This window comes from Xanthobacter autotrophicus, from assembly GCF_030015065.1.
GTDB lineage: Bacteria > Pseudomonadota > Alphaproteobacteria > Rhizobiales > Xanthobacteraceae > Xanthobacter > Xanthobacter autotrophicus_D.
The window spans coordinates 1-15,778 of sequence record NZ_JAIVFN010000112.1; the positions used below are offsets into that span (position 1 = coordinate 1).

Annotated in this window: 19 protein-coding genes; 10 read left to right on the forward strand and 9 right to left on the reverse strand. The window is 68.9% G+C overall.

The features are described 5' to 3' along the window. The 3 genes from yddG to leuB form a co-directional block, all read left to right on the forward strand. On the forward strand, positions 1–705 hold a 705-nt coding region (yddG, locus tag K9U40_RS18335), incomplete at its 5' end, for an aromatic amino acid exporter YddG (RefSeq protein ID WP_282891578.1). A gap of 29 nt (positions 706–734) precedes the next feature. Then, positions 735–1,586, forward strand: coding sequence for an SDR family NAD(P)-dependent oxidoreductase (locus K9U40_RS18340; RefSeq protein WP_282891579.1), 852 nt, complete (start codon positions 735–737; stop codon positions 1,584–1,586). A gap of 180 nt (positions 1,587–1,766) precedes the next feature. Beyond that, positions 1,767–2,879, forward strand: a complete 1,113-nt coding sequence (gene leuB, locus K9U40_RS18345) for a 3-isopropylmalate dehydrogenase (RefSeq protein ID WP_282891580.1) — start codon at positions 1,767–1,769, stop codon at positions 2,877–2,879. Between the two features lie 88 nt (positions 2,880–2,967). Here leuB and K9U40_RS18350 read toward each other — a convergent pair whose 3' ends face one another. Then, complete coding sequence (locus K9U40_RS18350; RefSeq protein WP_282891581.1) at positions 2,968–3,309, reverse strand: rhodanese-like domain-containing protein; 342 nt, start codon at positions 3,307–3,309, stop codon at positions 2,968–2,970. A gap of 305 nt (positions 3,310–3,614) precedes the next feature. Between K9U40_RS18350 and K9U40_RS18355 the strand changes: the two genes are divergently transcribed. From K9U40_RS18355 to K9U40_RS18365, 3 genes are all read left to right on the forward strand, one after another. Continuing rightward, positions 3,615–3,929, forward strand: a complete 315-nt coding sequence (locus K9U40_RS18355; RefSeq protein ID WP_282891582.1) for a glycine zipper domain-containing protein — start codon at positions 3,615–3,617, stop codon at positions 3,927–3,929. Positions 3,930–4,141: 212 nt separating this feature from the next. Next, positions 4,142–5,101: a methylmalonyl Co-A mutase-associated GTPase MeaB gene (meaB, locus tag K9U40_RS18360; protein WP_282891583.1), complete on the forward strand. Its 960-nt coding sequence runs from the start codon at positions 4,142–4,144 to the stop codon at positions 5,099–5,101. 125 nt (positions 5,102–5,226) lie between these two features. After that, positions 5,227–6,492: a cell wall hydrolase gene (locus tag K9U40_RS18365; protein ID WP_282891584.1), complete on the forward strand. Its 1,266-nt coding sequence runs from the start codon at positions 5,227–5,229 to the stop codon at positions 6,490–6,492. A gap of 24 nt (positions 6,493–6,516) precedes the next feature. Here the strand turns inward: K9U40_RS18365 and K9U40_RS18370 are convergent, their stop codons facing one another. Further along, positions 6,517–7,134: a YqgE/AlgH family protein gene (locus K9U40_RS18370; RefSeq protein WP_282891585.1), complete on the reverse strand. Its 618-nt coding sequence runs from the start codon at positions 7,132–7,134 to the stop codon at positions 6,517–6,519. Between the two features lie 173 nt (positions 7,135–7,307). Here K9U40_RS18370 and K9U40_RS18375 point away from each other — a divergent pair, with 173 nt between their 5' ends. Together K9U40_RS18375 and K9U40_RS18380 are read left to right on the forward strand one after the other, a co-directional pair. Beyond that, complete coding sequence (locus tag K9U40_RS18375; protein ID WP_282891586.1) at positions 7,308–8,144, forward strand: protein-disulfide reductase DsbD domain-containing protein; 837 nt, start codon at positions 7,308–7,310, stop codon at positions 8,142–8,144. Positions 8,145–8,257: 113 nt separating this feature from the next. Continuing rightward, the gene (locus K9U40_RS18380; protein ID WP_282891587.1) at positions 8,258–8,743 is read left to right on the forward strand and encodes a peroxiredoxin; all 486 of its coding nucleotides are present in this window, start codon (positions 8,258–8,260) and stop codon (positions 8,741–8,743) included. Between the two features lie 76 nt (positions 8,744–8,819). Here the strand turns inward: K9U40_RS18380 and K9U40_RS18385 are convergent, their stop codons facing one another. Beyond that, positions 8,820–9,026, reverse strand: coding sequence for a YdcH family protein (locus tag K9U40_RS18385; RefSeq protein WP_282891588.1), 207 nt, complete (start codon positions 9,024–9,026; stop codon positions 8,820–8,822). A 275-nt stretch (positions 9,027–9,301) separates the two neighbouring features. Here K9U40_RS18385 and K9U40_RS18390 point away from each other — a divergent pair, with 275 nt between their 5' ends. Both K9U40_RS18390 and K9U40_RS18395 read left to right on the forward strand, forming a co-directional pair. Beyond that, positions 9,302–9,481, forward strand: a complete 180-nt coding sequence (locus tag K9U40_RS18390; protein WP_282891589.1) for a YdcH family protein — start codon at positions 9,302–9,304, stop codon at positions 9,479–9,481. Between the two features lie 133 nt (positions 9,482–9,614). Beyond that, entirely contained in the window at positions 9,615–11,474 is a 1,860-nt protein-coding gene (locus K9U40_RS18395) for an ABC-F family ATP-binding cassette domain-containing protein (RefSeq protein WP_282891590.1), read from the forward strand. Between the two features lie 30 nt (positions 11,475–11,504). On the opposite strand, the gene K9U40_RS18400 is transcribed toward K9U40_RS18395, so the two are convergent. From K9U40_RS18400 to K9U40_RS18425, 6 genes are all read right to left on the reverse strand, one after another. Beyond that, positions 11,505–11,981 (reverse strand): MaoC family dehydratase, encoded by a 477-nt coding sequence (locus tag K9U40_RS18400; protein WP_282891591.1) that lies wholly within the window; start codon positions 11,979–11,981, stop codon positions 11,505–11,507. Next, on the reverse strand, positions 11,978–12,442 hold the full coding sequence (locus K9U40_RS18405; RefSeq protein ID WP_282891592.1) for a MaoC family dehydratase: 465 nt from the start codon (positions 12,440–12,442) through the stop codon (positions 11,978–11,980). Before K9U40_RS18405 ends, K9U40_RS18400 begins: the two co-directional genes overlap by 4 nt. Before the next feature lie 123 nt (positions 12,443–12,565). Continuing rightward, positions 12,566–13,027 (reverse strand): MaoC/PaaZ C-terminal domain-containing protein, encoded by a 462-nt coding sequence (locus K9U40_RS18410; protein ID WP_282891593.1) that lies wholly within the window; start codon positions 13,025–13,027, stop codon positions 12,566–12,568. A gap of 14 nt (positions 13,028–13,041) precedes the next feature. Next, entirely contained in the window at positions 13,042–14,139 is a 1,098-nt protein-coding gene (gene ychF / locus K9U40_RS18415) for a redox-regulated ATPase YchF (protein ID WP_282891594.1), read from the reverse strand. A gap of 156 nt (positions 14,140–14,295) precedes the next feature. Continuing rightward, a complete protein-coding gene (gene pth, locus K9U40_RS18420) occupies positions 14,296–14,904 on the reverse strand; it encodes an aminoacyl-tRNA hydrolase (RefSeq protein WP_282891595.1) in 609 nt (202 codons plus the stop codon). A 55-nt stretch (positions 14,905–14,959) separates the two neighbouring features. Beyond that, a complete protein-coding gene (locus K9U40_RS18425; protein ID WP_282891596.1) occupies positions 14,960–15,559 on the reverse strand; it encodes a 50S ribosomal protein L25/general stress protein Ctc in 600 nt (199 codons plus the stop codon). Positions 15,560–15,778 lie beyond the last annotated feature (219 nt).

Genomic DNA, 15,778 nt, shown 5'->3' on the forward strand with positions numbered 1-15,778 from the left:
GCGCTGGCCGGGCCGGGGCTCGGCGTGCTGAAGCAGCGGCCGCTGGCCTACCTGCACGGGGTGGGCGGGCTGTTCGGCTACCATTTCCTCTATTTCACCGCGCTGAAATGGGCGCCGGCGGCGGAAGCCGGGCTCATCGCCTATCTGTGGCCGCTGCTCATCGTGCTGCTTTCCGCATTCCTGCCGGGGGGCGGGCTGCGCCGCGTCCATGTCATCGGCGCGCTCATGGGGTTTGCGGGAACCGTGGTGCTGCTTCTGGGCAAGGGCGGCTTCACCGGCGTCGAGATGCGTTTCGCGCCGGGCTATCTGGCCGCCTTCGCCTGCGCCTTCATCTGGTCGTCCTACTCGGTGGCGTCGCGCCATTTCGCGGATGTGCCGACCCAGGCGGTGGCCGGCTTCTGCCTCGCCACGGCGGTGCTGGCGGGCCTGTGCCATCTGGCGCTGGAGCGCACCGTGTGGCCCTCCGGCGCGCTGGAATGGGCGGCGGTGGCGCTGCTGGGCGTCGGTCCGGTGGGGCTTGCCTTCTACACCTGGGATATCGGCATGAAGCGCGGCGACGTGAGTCTTCTGGGCGTTGCCTCCTATGCCGCGCCGGTCTTGTCCACGCTGCTGCTGGTGGCGACCGGCTTTGCCGCGCCATCCTGGTCGCTGGCGCTCGCCTGCGCCCTCATCGTCGGGGGAGCCTTCGTCGCCACGCGGCGTTGAGACGGCATTCCCACTGAAGGAGAACAGCCATGCCCCATTCCGCCCTTGCTCCCGGTGCCGTGGCGGTCGTGACCGGCGGCGCCTCCGGCATCGGCCTCGCCGCCGCCGCCCGCTTCGCTGCGCGGGGCATGAAGGTGGCCATCGCCGACCTGCCGGGGGAGAAGCTGGAGGCCGCCGCCGCCCGTCTCGCGGGTCTCGCGGCGGGCGGGGCGGCCGATGTCCTCGCCGTCGCCACCGACGTGAGCGAGTTGTCCGATATCGAGCGGCTGGAAGGAGAGGTGGCGGACCGCTTCGGCGGCACGGACGTGCTGCTGAACAATGCCGGCATCCAGCCCGGCAGCGCCCTGTTCGGCCCGCTGGAGAATTGGGAGAAGGTGATCGCGGTGAATCTGTGGGGCATCATCCTCGGCTCCCGCGTGTTCGGGCCGAAGATGATCGCCCGCGGCAAGCCGGGGCTCATCGTCAACACCGGCTCCAAGCAGGGCATCACCACCCCGCCGGGGGACCCCGCCTACAACGTCTCCAAGGCCGGGGTGAAGGTGTTCACCGAGGCTCTCGCCCACGAATTGCGCAACACCGAGGGCTGCGCGGTCACGGCGCATTTGTTCATTCCCGGCTTCGTCTTCACGCCGCTTGCGGCCAGCGGGCGGACGGAGAAGCCGGCCGGGGCCTGGACGGCGGAACAGACCGTGGATTTCATGCTGGAGCGCCTTGATGCCGGCGATTTCTACATCCTGTGCCCGGACAATGACGTGACCCGCGCCCTCGACGAGAAGCGCATTGCCTGGGCGGCGGGGGACATCATCGCCAACCGGCCACCCTTGTCGCGCTGGCACAAGGACTACGCGGAGGCCTTCGCCGCCTTCGTGAAGGGCGGCTGACGCCGCACTGCAGCAACGATCTTGCGCCGGCGCCCTTGCGCTTGAAGAGGCGAGGCCGTAGCACTCCGCGCCGGAACCGCCGCCTTCAGGGTGGCGACAGTGCCAGGACGGCTCGATGCCAGCACGGCTCGACGCCGCAGGCCCAGAAGAACGCACAAGAGAACTCCAAGGACACCACCCATGGCCACCCACAAGCTGCTCCTCCTCGCCGGCGACGGCATCGGCCCCGAAGTGATGGCCGAGGTGAAACGGGTGGCCGCATGGCTCGACCAGGCGGGTCTCGCCTCCTTCGCCATCGAAGAGGATCTGGTGGGCGGCTGCGCCTATGATGCGCACGGCGCCGCCATTTCCGAGGACGCCATGGCCCGTGCCAAGGCGGCGGACGCGGTCCTGCTCGGCGCCGTGGGCGGCCCCAAATGGGCGAGCGTGCCCTATGAGGCGCGCCCCGAGGCGGGCCTGCTGCGCCTGCGCAAGGACCTGCAGCTGTTCGCCAATCTGCGCCCGGCCATCTGCTACCCGGCGCTGGCCGACGCCTCCTCCCTCAAGCGCGAGGTGGTGGAGGGGCTCGACATCCTCATCGTGCGCGAGCTGACCGGCGGCGTCTATTTCGGCGAGCCGAAGACCATCATCGACCTCGGCAACGGCCAGAAGCGCGCCATCGACACCCAAGTGTACGACACCTACGAGATCGAGCGCATCGCCGCGGTGGCCTTCGAGCTGGCCCGGACCCGCCGCAACAAGGTGACCTCCTCCGAGAAGCACAACGTCATGAAGTCCGGCGTGCTCTGGAAGGATGTGGTCACCGCCCTCCACGAGCGCGCCTACAAGGACGTGGAGCTGGAGCACAACCTCGCCGATTCGCTGGCCATGCAGCTGGTGCGCTGGCCCAAGCAGTATGACGTGATCGTCACCGACAATTTGTTCGGCGACATCCTCTCCGACATCGCGGCCATGCTCACCGGCTCGCTGGGCATGCTGCCCTCCGCCTCGCTGGGCGCGGCGGACCCCGCCACCGGCAAGCGTGCTGCGCTCTACGAGCCGGTGCACGGCTCGGCGCCGGACATTGCCGGCAAGGGCATCGCCAACCCCATCGCCATGATCGGCTCGCTGGCCATGGCCCTGCGCTATTCGTTCAACCAAGGCGACGTCGCAGACCGCATCGACCAGGCCATTGCCGGCGTGCTGGCGTCCGGCAAGCGGACCGGCGACATCGCCGGTCCGGGCACGCAGACCATCGGCACGCAGGACATGGGCAAGGCCATCGTCGCCGAGCTCGACGCCGCCACGGCCTGACCGGGCTCCAGCCCCGCTGAACAAAAACGCGCCGCGCGGCAGACCGCGCGGCGCGTTTTTCGTTTCGTTGCGGCGGTCCGTTCGCGGCTCAGCCGCGATCGACCTCGAAGCCGGCTTCGCGCCAGCCGATGATGCCGCCCTTCATGTGCTCCTCATAGGGCAGGCCCGCTTTCTGGGCGAAGGCTGCGGCCTGCTGCGAGCGCTGGCCGGAGCGGCACGAGAAGACGAGGCGCCTGCCCTCGGGGTCGGGCAGGGCGGAGGGATCGAACTTGCTCAGCGGAAAGGGCGTGGCGCCTGGGATTCGCTCGGCCTGGATCTCGTTCGCCTCGCGCACGTCCACGAGAAGGATAGTGCCGTCGGCGAGGCCCTGGCGGACCTCCGCCGGCGAAAGGTGGGTGATGGTCCCGCCGAAGGGGTTGCGTTCGCTCATGAATGACTGTCCTGGAACGAGGGTGCCGGAGCCTGCACCGAACCCATGCCGCGATGCAAGAGCCGTTCCCGGTTGAAGGGTGTCGGCTTCCGTGGCGACAATTGCTCGCATTGGCGGTATCAAGGTCCATTGCTGCCCCAACGTGCACGCGGCCCTTTACGGCAGAATGCGGCCGATGCAGAACGGTTGCGAAGCTGCATGTCGGCCTAACATCCTGCTCATCTGGCGTTCATGTTGGCTTTGCTAGATCAGCATCCATCGCAGCACGCCATCGGCCAGATCCGATGGCTGCGGAAAGGAAGATCATGACCATCCGTTCCGGCCTCGCCCTTGCCCTTGCGGTCGCCACCTTTGCTGGCACCGTGGCGCCCGCCGCGGCGCAGAACAACACGGTGGGCGGCGCGCTCATCGGCGGCACGGCGGGCGCGCTCATCGGCGGCGCGGCCACCGGCACGGCGGGTGGTGTCGCGGCGGGTGCCATCATCGGCGGCACCACCGGCGCCATCATCGGGAACCAGCAGGATCGCAACCGCGCTTACTACTTCTGGGGCAATGACGGCCGCTGCTATCTGCGCCAGAGCAATGGCGCGGTGGTGCGGGTGTCCCGCGGCAACTGCTGATACGACGATTTCAGGGCTGTTGATCGGTTCCGTTCCCCCGCACGGTTCCGATCAGTGGGAAAGGCGCCGGCCTTGGCCGGCGCCTTTTTCCGTTGCTGCGCCCATGGCCGGGGCGAAGCGTTTTCGCACCGCGCTCTCTTTCTTTGGGCTGGAGGGCGATTCACCGAGCAAATGGATTCATTTTGCTTGGATCGCGCTCTAGACTTCGCACCATGCCGCCTCTCGCATCCACCGCCGCCGCCACCCCCCTGCTCGATCTCGACACCGTGCGCACGGGCGGAAAACGCGCGGTGGCCACCGCGCTTGCGCTGGTGGAGACCCGCCGCGGCGCGCCGGACCTCGTCGCCCTGCTCGACCAGGCGGCGGAGGCCGGCAAGGCCCACGTGCTGGGGCTGACCGGGCCGCCCGGCGTCGGCAAGTCCACCCTCACCAATGCGCTGGTGCAGCGCGCCCGCGCCGCCGGCCGCACGGTTGCGGTGCTGGCGGTGGACCCGTCCTCGCGGCGCACCGGCGGCGCCCTGCTGGGCGACCGCGCCCGCATGAAGACCGACCCGGAGGACCGCGGCGTGTTCGTGCGGTCCATGGCCGCACGTGACCGGCTCGGCGGGCTGTCGGATGATTCGGTGGCGGCGGTGGTCCTGCTGCGCGCGGTCTACGACCTCGTGATCGTGGAAACCGTCGGTGTCGGCCAGTCCGAGGCGGATATCTCCCTCGTCGCCGACACGGTGGTGCTGTGCATCCAGCCGGCCTCGGGCGACAGTCTCCAGTTCATGAAGGCAGGCGTCATGGAACTGCCCGACATCATCGTCGTCACCAAGGCCGACATGGCCGAGGTGGCGCGGCGGGCTGCCTCGGAAGTCGCTGGCGCACTTTCACTTTCCGGATCCGGCGCGGCGGGCTGGACGGTGCCGGTCATCCGCCTGTCGGCCGCGACGGGGGAGGGGCTCGACGCCTTCGATGCCGCCGTCGCAAGCCATCGGAGGTTCCTCGACGAGGACGGGCGGCGCGCCGCCCATCGGGCCGCGCAGGAGGAAAAATGGGTGGAGGAGGCCATCCGCGTGCGCTTCGGCACCCATGGCCTTGCCCGCGCCCGCCGCCTCACGCCCAGTGCCCGGACACCATTCGCCCGCGAGGCGGAGCTGGCCGCGCGATTAACCTCCGGGCAAGACTGATTGGACAATGCTCTTGCGTGTGATCGCCGGGCAACGTGCCGGCGCCCCATTAGGGACACGATGACACGTCAAGGGCACGGGCCATGGAGTTTCGCCGAGACCGAGGGACGGGCATCAGGCGCGTCGTGACGCCTTTTCTGCTCGCCGCCGCTTTCGCCGCCGTGCCGCCCGCAATCGCCGGGGCGGATGGCGCCGATTCACAATCCCCCGTGATCTCGGGGCGGGGCGTGCTGGCGGGGCCGGCACGTGCGCTCAAGGTCACCACGCTGGACCTGCCCCAGCCCATCGGCACGGGCCTGCCGGACCCCCGCGCCGCGGTGCAGGACGCGCCGCGCGTGATTCGGCCGGGGGCGGTCATCGTCACCGCCGCGCTCACCGGTACGGCCCTGCCGCCCGGCGTCCCGCCCGAGGCGCTGCGCGCCGCCGCCATCGCAGGCGCGCCGGTGGCCGACGACCATGCCCCTTCGCCCGGAGCGGCGCCCTCCACGGCGTCGGACGACGACGCCTTCGCCTATCCCCCGCCGCTGGTTCTCGATGCCGAGGATGCGCCGTCGCGCACCGGGCTGAGCCAGCCCCATCTGGAGCTCGCCCTCGACCTGCTGCTGGAACTGCCCCTGATCCAGGACAATTCCGGTCCCATCGCCGAGGATGCGTCATTCGGACCCGATTTCGGAGCGGTGCGCGAGGCTGCCCCCGCCGAGGAGGTCTTGCCCACCCCCCACGCGGCGGGCGGGGAGCCGGCGCTGCATCACGATCCGGTGGCCGTGTTCAGCCGCGATCCCGACGTGTTCCCGGCGCTCGCCTTCGAATATCACGCCCTTGCCGAGCAGGGCCTGGTGCCGCTGCCGGCGTCGCGGCCCGACGGGCACGCCGAGATCGCCACCAGCGCGGGCGCCGAGGCGGTGGAGGCCGCGGAGGAGGGCGAGCGCGACGGCATCTGGCCCTCGCCCGCCCAACGTCTCAGCCTGGGCGGCGAGCAGCTGGCGCGGGCGCAGAAGTGCCTGGCCGAAGCCATCTATTTCGAAAGCCGCGGCGAGCCCAAGCGCGGGCAGATCGCGGTGGCGCAGGTCATCGTCAACCGCGTGTTCTCGGGCTACTACCCCAACGATGTCTGCGGCGCGGTATACCAGAACGCCCACCGGCACCTGGCCTGCCAGTTCACCTTCGCCTGCGACAACGTGCGCGACGTGGTGCGCGAGCCGGACATGTGGGTGCAGGCAAAGGAGATCGCCGCCGACATGCTGGACGGCAAATTGTGGCTCGCCAGCGTGGGCCGGGCCACCCATTACCATGCCTATTGGGTGCATCCGAGCTGGGTGCGGGAGATGCGCAAGCTCGACCGCATCGGCGTGCACACCTTCTATCGGCCCCGCCGCTGGGGCGAGGGCTGAAGCATTCCGCCGGCCCTGCCGGCGTCAGGCGTGGCCGGCGTCGCTCGAAAGCATGCCGGGTTCGATGCCGAGCCTGCGCAAGGCGAGGGCGTATTTCGTCTCCACACCCTCGCCGAAGATCAGGTCCTGGTCGGCCGGGCAGTTCAGCCAGCCATTGGCCTGGATCTCGGTTTCCAGCTGGCCGGGCGCCCATCCGGCATAGCCGAGCGCCAGCACCGCGCTGCGCGGTCCGCGTCCCCCGGCGATGGCCTTCAGGATGTCCAGCGTCGCCGTGAGGCAGATGCCGTTGTCGATGGGCAGGGTGGAATTCTCGACGAAATAGTCGGCCGAGTGCAGCACGAAGCCGCGCCCCGTCTCCACCGGCCCGCCGCGCAGGACTTTGACGGCCCCGGCGCTCTTGGGCAGCAGGATGCGCTCGGAAGAGGGGATCACATCCAGCTGAACCAGGAGATCGGTGAAGTCGATATGGCTCGCGGGCTGGTTCACCACGATGCCCATGGCTCCCTCCGCCGAGTGGGCGCACAGGTAGACAAGGGTGCGTGCGAACTGCTCGTCGCGCATGGTGGGCATGGCAATGAGCAACTGCCCGTCGAGAAAGCTCGACCCGTCGCCTGGGACGTTGGGTTTCTGGCTCGCATTCATCTTAGAAGGGTACCGCGCATCGGCGCTTTTGGAAATGCGAATTGAGCGGGAGGCCACCCCCGCGAGACCCCATTCATCGCTGCGGCGCCGTTGCCTGTCACACGCTTGTGCACGCGGAGGGCTTTGCGCGCCGCCTTGGAGAGGCTACCGGCTGGGGCATGATCGCGCTGCGAATGTTTGCTGAATGCGGCCGCCTGCGGCTCGCTGCCCTTATCCTGTCGGGCCTGTGCGCCGGCGCGCCGGCCGCCCGCGCGGAATCCCTCGCGAAGGTGCCGGGTGCGGAGGTGGAGCTCATCGCCGGCGCCGTGTCCGCCGCCCAGGCCGATGCCGGCATCGAGGTGCGCCTCGCGCCCGGATGGAAGACCTACTGGCGCTATCCCGGCGACAGCGGCGTGCCGCCGGCCCTGTCGTTTGAGGGGTCGCAGAACGTGGCCGGCGTCGAGATGGAGTGGCCGGCACCCAGGCGCTTCGCCGACGGCGGCGGCGGCTCCTCCATCGGCTACAAGGGGGCGGTGCTGTTCCCGCTGAAGGTGCGGCTTGCCGACCCCGGCAAGCCGGCCCGGCTTCAGGTCGCGTTCGATTTCGCCGTGTGCGAGGCCCTGTGCATGCCGGCGAAGGTGGACCTGGCGCTGGTGATCGACGCGGCCGGCGGGGCGGATGCGGCGCGCATCGTTGCCGCCCGCGGCTCCGTGCCCGTTCCGCAGGCGCTGGGAGCGGGGGACGTGCCTTCGGTGCGGGCCGTCGCGCTCGACACGGCGGCGACGCCCGCCCGCCTCGTCATCGACGTGAAGGCGTCCAGCCCCAAGGCGGACCTGTTTGCCGAAGGCCCCGATGCACACTGGGCGCTGCCGCTGCCGCAGAAGACCGCCCTACCCGATGGCGCCGCCCGCTTCGTGGTGCCGCTTGACGGGGTGCCGTCCGGCATCGACCCGGCGGGGGCGGCGCTCACCCTGACCCTGGTGGATGGCTCCAGGGCGGTCACGACCACCGTGCCCGTGCCGAAACCCTGAAGGCGGCCCCTCCATGCGGGCGGCGGCCCCGCCCGCCCGGCGTGCTTTTCTCCTCCGTAAAACCCCGTATTGTCGGCGCGGGCCGGAACGGCCTGCGACTTTCGGAGAAAACGATGCCCATCTCGGTCGGCGACAAACTGCCCAACGCCACCTTCCGCGTTCCCACCGAAGACGGCCCCGTGCCGAAGACCACCGACGAGATCTTCAAGGGCAGGAAGGTGGTGCTCTTCGCGGTGCCGGGCGCCTTCACGCCCACCTGCCACAAGAACCACCTGCCGGGCTACGTGCACGAGGCCGACGCCATCAAGGCCAAGGGCGTGGATGCCATCGCCGTGGTGGCGGTGAACGATCCGTTCGTCATGGGCGCGTGGGAGAAGGCTTCGGGCGCGGACGGCAAGATCGTGTTCCTGTCCGATCCGGACGCGTCCTTCTCCGCCGCCCTGGACCTTACCTTCGACGGCTCGGCCGCCGGTCTCGGCGTGCGCTCCAAGCGCTATTCCATGGTGGTGGAAGACGGCGTGGTGAAGAGCCTCAATGTGGAGGACGTGCCGTCCAAGGCCGATGTCTCCAGCGCCGCGGCGTTGCTGGCGCAGCTCTGACCGGCTCCGGGGGCGTCTGCCACCCCATCGGCCCCCGGCGCGCCCGGGGGTGCGGAGGGTGCCTTGCGCTCCCGGCTCAGGCGATGATGTCCGGGAACAGCTGGTCTTCCACCTGGCTGATGCGGTCTTTGAGCTGCAGCTTGCGTTTCTTCAGCCGCTGGATCTGCAGCACGTCCGAGCCGGACACCGCCATCAGCGCGTCGATGGCGGTGTCCAGGTCGCGATGCTCCTGCTTCAGCCGCTCCAGATGGATCCTGAGATCGCGTTCGTCGTCGTTGGTCATTCCCACATCCGTCACCGGCAGGGTCGGCATCCGCCCACCGGGGCCCCGCACCATCGGCGCGGATGCCCCTGCAAGACGTTCCGCCCGACCCCGCTGCCGCAACCGAGGCTGTTGCGCGCCGGGCCGTCCGCCCTTCCCCCGAATTCGGCAATGACTATGGCACGCGCTTGCCGCGCTGCAAGATGGGAGCTTGCCGGAGCAGCCAGAAAGGCAATCGACTCTTCGTCGGCTCCGTGACAAACTCATGTCGTGATGCAGACAGGGAGTGGCTCAGAATGTCCATCCAGTCGCACCTTCAAGAGTTGAAGCGGCGCCACCAGGCCATCGAGCAGGAACTCAATCGCGAACTCGCCCATCCGGCTTCCGACCCCATTCGCATTGCCGAGCTCAAGCGCAAGAAACTGGTTCTCAAGGACCAGATGTCCAAGCTTAACGGAACTTCCACACTTCATTGATGGTTTAATGGGGCGTTCCGGCCGGGCTTTTACGTCCGGGCGGCGTGCTCCGCTTGTCCTTGGACAGGACCGCAGCGGCTGGCGCCGCACGAACCCCTTTGCCTTCCGGCGCAGGGGGCATTAAGCCGGCGCCATGGCTCCTCCGCTCGTTCTCCTCCAGGACATCCATCTGCGCTTTGGCGCGACACCCCTGCTCGACGGGGCGGAACTTTCCGTTTCCGCCTCCGAGCGCGTGTGCCTTGTCGGGCGCAATGGCTCCGGCAAGTCGACGCTGCTGAAGGTGGCGGCGGGGCTGGTGGCGCCGGATTCCGGCTCCCGCTTCTTCCAGCCCGGCGCCACCGTGCGCTATCTGCCGCAGGAGCCCGACTTCTCCGGCCACGCCACCACCTTGTCCTATGTGGAGGCGGGCCTGGGGCCGGGCGACGACGCCTATCGGGCCCAGTATCTCCTTGAGGAACTGGGCCTGACCGGCCGGGAAGACCCTTCCAACCTCTCCGGCGGCGAGGCCCGGCGGGCGGCCCTGGCGCGCGTGATCGCGCCGGAGCCGGACGTGCTGCTCCTCGACGAGCCCACCAACCACCTCGATCTGCCGGCCATCGAATGGCTGGAGAGCGAACTGAGGGGGCTGAGGTCCGCCATCGTCCTCATCAGCCACGACCGGCGCTTCCTGGAGACCCTGTCGCGCGCCACCGTCTGGCTCGACCGGGGCCAGACCCGGCGCCTCGAACAGGGCTTTGCCGCCTTCGAGGCCTGGCGCGACGAGGTGCTGGAGCAGGAGGAGACCGAGCGCCACAAGCTCGACCGCAAGATCGTCGCGGAACTGGACTGGCTGCGCTACGGCGTCACGGCGCGCCGCAAGCGCAACGTGCGGCGCCTCGGTTTGCTGCACTCCATGCGCAAGGACCGCCGGGAGGAGCGCCGCGCCGTGGGCAATGTGAAGCTCACGGTGAGCGAGGCGGAAACCTCCGGCAAGCTGGTCATCGAGGCCAAGGGCATTGCCAAGTCCTACGGCGACCGGGCGGTGGTGAAGGATTTCTCCACCCGCATCCTGCGCGGCGACCGCATCGGCATCATCGGCCCCAACGGCGCCGGCAAGACCACGCTCATCAAGCTGCTGACCGGCGAGCTTGCCCCCGACAGTGGCACGGTGAAGCTCGGCACCAATCTGGAGATCGCCAGCCTCGACCAGAAGCGCGCGGCGCTCGATCCCGCGACCACCCTCAAGGATGCGCTCACCGGCGGCGGCTCGGACCAGGTGATGGTGGGCGGCCAGCCCAAGCATGTCATCGGCTATCTCAAGGACTTCCTGTTCACGCCCGACCAGGCGAACGCGCCGCTCTCCGTGCTGTCGGGCGGCGAGCGCGGGCGGCTGATGCTGGCGCGTGCGCTGGCGCTGCCCTCCAACATGCTGGTGCTGGACGAGCCCACCAACGACCTCGACCTCGAAACCCTGGACCTGCTCCAGGAGATGGTGGCCGATTATCCCGGCACGGTGATCCTGGTGAGCCACGACCGCGACTTCCTCGACCGCACGGTTTCCAGCGTCATCGTTGCCGAGGGCGAGGGCGTCTTCAGCGAATATGCCGGCGGCTATTCGGACATGGTGACCCAGCGCGGTCGCGGGGTGGAGGCGCGGGACAAGAGCGCGCCGTCGGCCCGGGCAAAGGGCGGGGCCGGCCAGGGCAAGAGTGCGTCGCAGGGTGGTGCGTCGCAGGCGGGTGCGTCGCAGGCGGGCGTGGCGCAGGGCAAGGACAAGCGCAAATTGTCCTTCCACGAGCAGCACGCCCTCAAGACCCTGCCCAAGACCATGGATACGCTCAGGGCCAAGGTGGAAAAGCTCGCGGCGGAGATCGCCGACCCCACCCTCTATGCCCGCGACCCGGCCCGCTTCCAGAAGACTTCCGCCGCGCTCGCGGAGGCGCAGGGCGCGTTGGACACCGCCGAGGAAGAGTGGCTGCGGCTCGAAATCCTGAAGGAGGAGCTGGAGGGCTGAGGGGAGGGCGGCCTTGTGCCGCCGCGAGGCTCAGCCGCCCTTGCGCGCCACCAGGACGGCGCTCTCGAAGTCGATCACCAGGTCACCGTGCTGGTTGGTGCCGGAATTGTAGGCCTTCAGCAGGCCCCATTGGGGGCGGCCGCGGGTGGCGATCTTCTCGCGCGCCTCGGTGGCGTAGGTGATGGTGTCGCCCGCATAGACCGGCTTGAGCCAGCGCAGGTTGGTGAAGCCGGGGGAGGGGCCCACTTCCAGCATGCGTCCGCCCTTGGCCTCCAGGGCCTTGGCCGAGCCCACATTGTAGGCGATGAAGAACTTCATCCACATGGCCGCCGTGTGCCAGCCGGACGCCACCAGCGCGCCGAAATGGCTGCGCCGGGCCGCCTCCGGGTCCACGTGGAAGGGCTGGGGATCATACAGCCGGGCGAAGGCGATCATTTCCTCCTGCCTGAAGGTGTGGCGGCCCAGCGTCTCGCGGGCGCCGATCTCCAGTTCCTCGAAATAGGTCATGCGAGGCGTGCTCCCGGATTGCGGCGGCCGATCATGATCACGCAGACTTGTGACATGGCCACGGTCTTGTCCGGCTTCACCAGCTCGAATCGGAAGGTGACGAGGCCCATCTCCGGCTTGCTCTTCGAGGTGCGGCTTTCCAGCACCGTGCGGCGCATGGTGAGCACGTCGTCCGGAAAGATCGGGGCAAGCCACTTGTTCTCGGTGACGCCGGGCGAGCCCATGCCGGCGGTGCGCAGCAGGAAGCCGTCACAGATGAGCCGCATCAGGATGGCGCAGCTGTGCCATCCGGAGGCCGCCATGCCGCCGAGCAGCGAGGCCTTGCCGGCCGCCTCGTCGAGATGCATGGGCTGGGGATCGAACTCGCCGGCGAACGCGATGATCTCCTCCCGGGAGACCTGATGCGAGCCGAACGTCTTCACCTCACCGATGATGAAATCTTCGAAGAAGATGTCGGGCAAGGCGCCCCTCCTGTCGTTGGACTGCGATGGAAGGCGAGGATGCCGCAAACGTCAAGGTGGGGGAGGGCGAGGACGCCGCTGGATAAGTGTGGCGTGTGGCTCAATCCCGTGGAGCAGCCCGTTTCAGGAGGTCGGCGCCGGAGCCATGTGCCTCAGCTCGAAGGAGAGGACTTCCGTGCCGTCCTGGCGTCGCGCGCTGTTGCGGCGGTGGTAGATGGTCCAGCCGGGCCGGGTGCCGCTGGGGCGGGCCTCCAGGACCTCGGTGAAGAAGACGATGGTGTCGTCGGCGCGGACCGGTGCCGGCCATTTCAGGACTTCGAGCCCGAAGCCCACGCCCACCGGAGAGAGGACGGCCGGGTGATCCGGCGGCAGGCCGGCCGCAGCGCCGTTGGCGCGGACGAACAGGCCCATCCAGGTGCAGACCGTGTGCCAGCCGGAGGCGACGAGGCCCCCGAAATGGGAAGCGGCGGCCGCCGCCTCGTCCACATGAAAAGGCTGGGGATCGAAATCCCGGGCAAAGCGCAGGATCTCGTCGCGCGTGAAGGTGAAGCGGCCGATCTCCAACGGACCTTCGCTCCCGGTCATGCCCGGCCCCCTGCTCAGTTGGCGAAGCGGAAATGCAGCACGTCGCCGTCGGCGACGGTGTAGTCCTTGCCTTCCAGGCGGAAGCGCCCGGCCTCGCGGGCGCCGCTCTCGCCCTTGAACTTCACATAGTCGTCGTAGGCGACGGTCTCGGCGCGGATGAAGCCCTTCTCGAAATCCGAATGGATCACGCCCGCCGCCGCCGGCGCCTTGGTGCCGGCCGTGATGGTCCAGGCCCGCGCCTCCTTCGGCCCTACGGTGAAGTAGGTGAGGAGCTGGAGCAGGTCGTAGCCGGCGCGGATCACCCGGTTGAGGCCGGGCTCCTCCAGGTCGATGGCCTCCAGATAGTCCTTCTGCTCCTCGGGGGGCAGCACGGCGATCTCGCTCTCGATCTTGGCCGAGACCACCACCGCCTTGGCGCCTTCCTGCCGCGCGCGCTCGAACACCTGGGCGGAGAGGGAATTGCCCTCCTTGGCCGAGGCCTCCTCCACGTTGCACACGTAGAGCACCGGCTTTGCGGTCATGAGGCCGAGCTGGGAGAACAGCTTCTCCTCCTCCGGCTTCACCTCGGCGAGGCGGGCGGGCTTGCCCTCGCGCAGGAGGACGAGGGCGCGGGTCATGAGGTCGAGGGTCTCCTTCGCCTCCTTGTCGGCGCCCTTGGCCTTCTTCTCCAGCGCGGCGGCGCGCTTCTCCAGGCTTTCGAGGTCGGCGAGCATCAGCTCGGTTTCGATGGTCTCGATGTCGTCCACGGGGGAGATCTTGCCCTCCACATGGGTCACGTCGCCGTCCTCGAAGCAGCGCACCACATGGGCGATGGCGTCGCATTCGCGGATGTTGGCGAGGAACTGGTTGCCCAGCCCCTCGCCCTTGGAGGCGCCGCGCACCAGGCCGGCAATGTCCACGAAGGTGAGGCGGGTAGGGATGATCTGCCCGGAGCCGGCGATGGAGGCCAAAGTGTCGAGCCGCGGGTCGGGCACCGCCACGTCACCCACATTGGGCTCGATGGTGCAGAACGGATAGTTGGCCGCCTGCGCCGCCGCAGTCTGGGTGAGCGCGTTGAAAAGTGTGGACTTGCCCACGTTGGGAAGCCCGACGATACCGCATTTGAAGCCCATGGGACGCTCAGGGTTGTGCCGCCGGCCGTTGCGGCGGCAATGTCAGATGGTGAGGGTGTCGCGGGGACGGTTCTCGTCCCTCCGCATATCCCCTCACGGCGTGGCTCCGCAACCCGTCGCACGGACGCGGCCGGCGCCGCATCCGCCGGGGGCGCCTCAGCTCTTCTCGCCCACCCGCTTCTGCTCGCCGAAGCCCTGCGCCTCGAGGAACAGGTGGGCGCGGTTCTGGAACTCGTCCGGCCGCTTGCGCGCGAGCAGGTCGGCAAAATCGGCGCAGGCGTCGCTCACCGCATCCACCCAGCCCTTCTCTGACTTGGCGAAGTCGTTGAGCACGTAGGAATGCACCATGGCCTTGTCGCCGGGATGGCCGATGCCGAGGCGGACGCGGAAATAGTCGTTGCCGCATTGGGCGGTGATGGACCTGAGGCCGTTGTGCCCGGCATTGCCGCCGCCCTTCTTGATGCGGATCTTGGCCGGCGGCAGGTCCAGCTCGTCATGGAAGACGAAGATGTGGTCGAGCGGGATCTTGTAGAAGCGCTGGGCCTCGGCGACGGCACGCCCGCTCTCGTTCATGTAGGTCTCGGGGAACAGCGCGATCACCTTCTCGCCGGCGATCTCGCCTTCCGCCGCCATGGACTGGAAGCGGCGGCGCAGCGGGCCGAGGCGGTGGCGGCGGCAGATGGCGTCGAGCGCCATGAAGCCGATATTGTGCCGGTTGCCGGCATATTTCGGGCCGGGATTGCCGAGCCCTGCGAACAGGAACATGTGGCGACCTCCGGCCCGAAGAACGTCTCAGACGATGTGGCGAAAGGCCGGAGGATCAGCCCTCGGAGGCCTCGGCGGCCGGCTCCTCGGCGCCCACGGGGGCGACGATGGTGGCCAGGGTGTCATCGCCATGGCCGGCCCAGGTCACGCCCGCCGGCAGCTTGAGGCTGGACAGGTGGAAGCTGTCGCCGTAGCCGGCACCGGTCAGGTCCACCTCGACGGCGGCGGGGATCGCTTCGGCCGGGCACTCCAGCTCGACGGCGTGGGCCACCACGTTCAGGGTGCCGCCGGCCTTGAGCGCGGGCGAGGCCTCCTGCTTCACGAAGTGCACCGGCACTTCCACCGTCACGGTCGCGCCCTTGGAGACGCGCAGGAAGTCCACGTGCAGGGGGAAGTCCTTGACCACGTCCAGCTGGTAGTCGCGGGGGATCACGCGGTGCTTGGTCCCGTCCACGTCGATCTCGAACAGCGTGGTCAGGAAGTGGCCGGCATAGATGACCTTGTTGATCTCGATGAAGTTCAGGGAGATCGTCACCGGCTCCTGCTTCTCGCCGTAGATCACGGCGGGCACGCGCCCGGCGCGGCGCTCGGCACGGGCGGCCCCCTTGCCGGCCCGCGGGCGCGCCACAGCCTTCAGTTCCTTGATGGCAGTCATGGCACTCGTCCTAACATTGATAAGAGTCTAAAACGACGCGTTCCGCAGATACGGGCATGCGTCTTCGGCCGCCGGCACGCCTCCAGGGGGGCGCATGCCGCGGACGAAGGCGGGCTTATAGCCGCGCCATGCCGGGAATGCAACAAAGACGGGCCTTTTCGGGCGCGGCGACGCACATGGGGGGAGACATGCGGCAGGGCACGGGGCGGTGTGTGGGGG

Excerpts from the sequence above, each read along its gene's own strand:
- K9U40_RS18340 (WP_282891579.1), top strand. The coding sequence starts at position 735 with ATGCCCCATTCCGCCCTTGCTCCCGGTGCCGTGGCGGTCGTGACCGGC.
- leuB (WP_282891580.1), top strand. The coding sequence starts at position 1,767 with ATGGCCACCCACAAGCTGCTCCTCCTCGCCGGCGACGGCATCGGCCCC.
- K9U40_RS18350 (WP_282891581.1), bottom strand. The coding sequence starts at position 3,309 with ATGAGCGAACGCAACCCCTTCGGCGGGACCATCACCCACCTTTCGCCG.
- K9U40_RS18355 (WP_282891582.1), top strand. The coding sequence starts at position 3,615 with ATGACCATCCGTTCCGGCCTCGCCCTTGCCCTTGCGGTCGCCACCTTT.
- meaB (WP_282891583.1), top strand. The coding sequence starts at position 4,142 with ATGCCGCCTCTCGCATCCACCGCCGCCGCCACCCCCCTGCTCGATCTC.
- K9U40_RS18370 (WP_282891585.1), bottom strand. The coding sequence starts at position 7,134 with ATGAATGCGAGCCAGAAACCCAACGTCCCAGGCGACGGGTCGAGCTTT.
- K9U40_RS18375 (WP_282891586.1), top strand. The coding sequence starts at position 7,308 with ATGTTTGCTGAATGCGGCCGCCTGCGGCTCGCTGCCCTTATCCTGTCG.
- K9U40_RS18380 (WP_282891587.1), top strand. The coding sequence starts at position 8,258 with ATGCCCATCTCGGTCGGCGACAAACTGCCCAACGCCACCTTCCGCGTT.
- K9U40_RS18385 (WP_282891588.1), bottom strand. The coding sequence starts at position 9,026 with ATGACCAACGACGACGAACGCGATCTCAGGATCCATCTGGAGCGGCTG.
- K9U40_RS18390 (WP_282891589.1), top strand. The coding sequence starts at position 9,302 with ATGTCCATCCAGTCGCACCTTCAAGAGTTGAAGCGGCGCCACCAGGCC.
- K9U40_RS18395 (WP_282891590.1), top strand. The coding sequence starts at position 9,615 with ATGGCTCCTCCGCTCGTTCTCCTCCAGGACATCCATCTGCGCTTTGGC.
- K9U40_RS18400 (WP_282891591.1), bottom strand. The coding sequence starts at position 11,981 with ATGACCTATTTCGAGGAACTGGAGATCGGCGCCCGCGAGACGCTGGGC.
- K9U40_RS18410 (WP_282891593.1), bottom strand. The coding sequence starts at position 13,027 with ATGACCGGGAGCGAAGGTCCGTTGGAGATCGGCCGCTTCACCTTCACG.
- ychF (WP_282891594.1), bottom strand. The coding sequence starts at position 14,139 with ATGGGCTTCAAATGCGGTATCGTCGGGCTTCCCAACGTGGGCAAGTCC.
- pth (WP_282891595.1), bottom strand. The coding sequence starts at position 14,904 with ATGTTCCTGTTCGCAGGGCTCGGCAATCCCGGCCCGAAATATGCCGGC.
- K9U40_RS18425 (WP_282891596.1), bottom strand. The coding sequence starts at position 15,559 with ATGACTGCCATCAAGGAACTGAAGGCTGTGGCGCGCCCGCGGGCCGGC.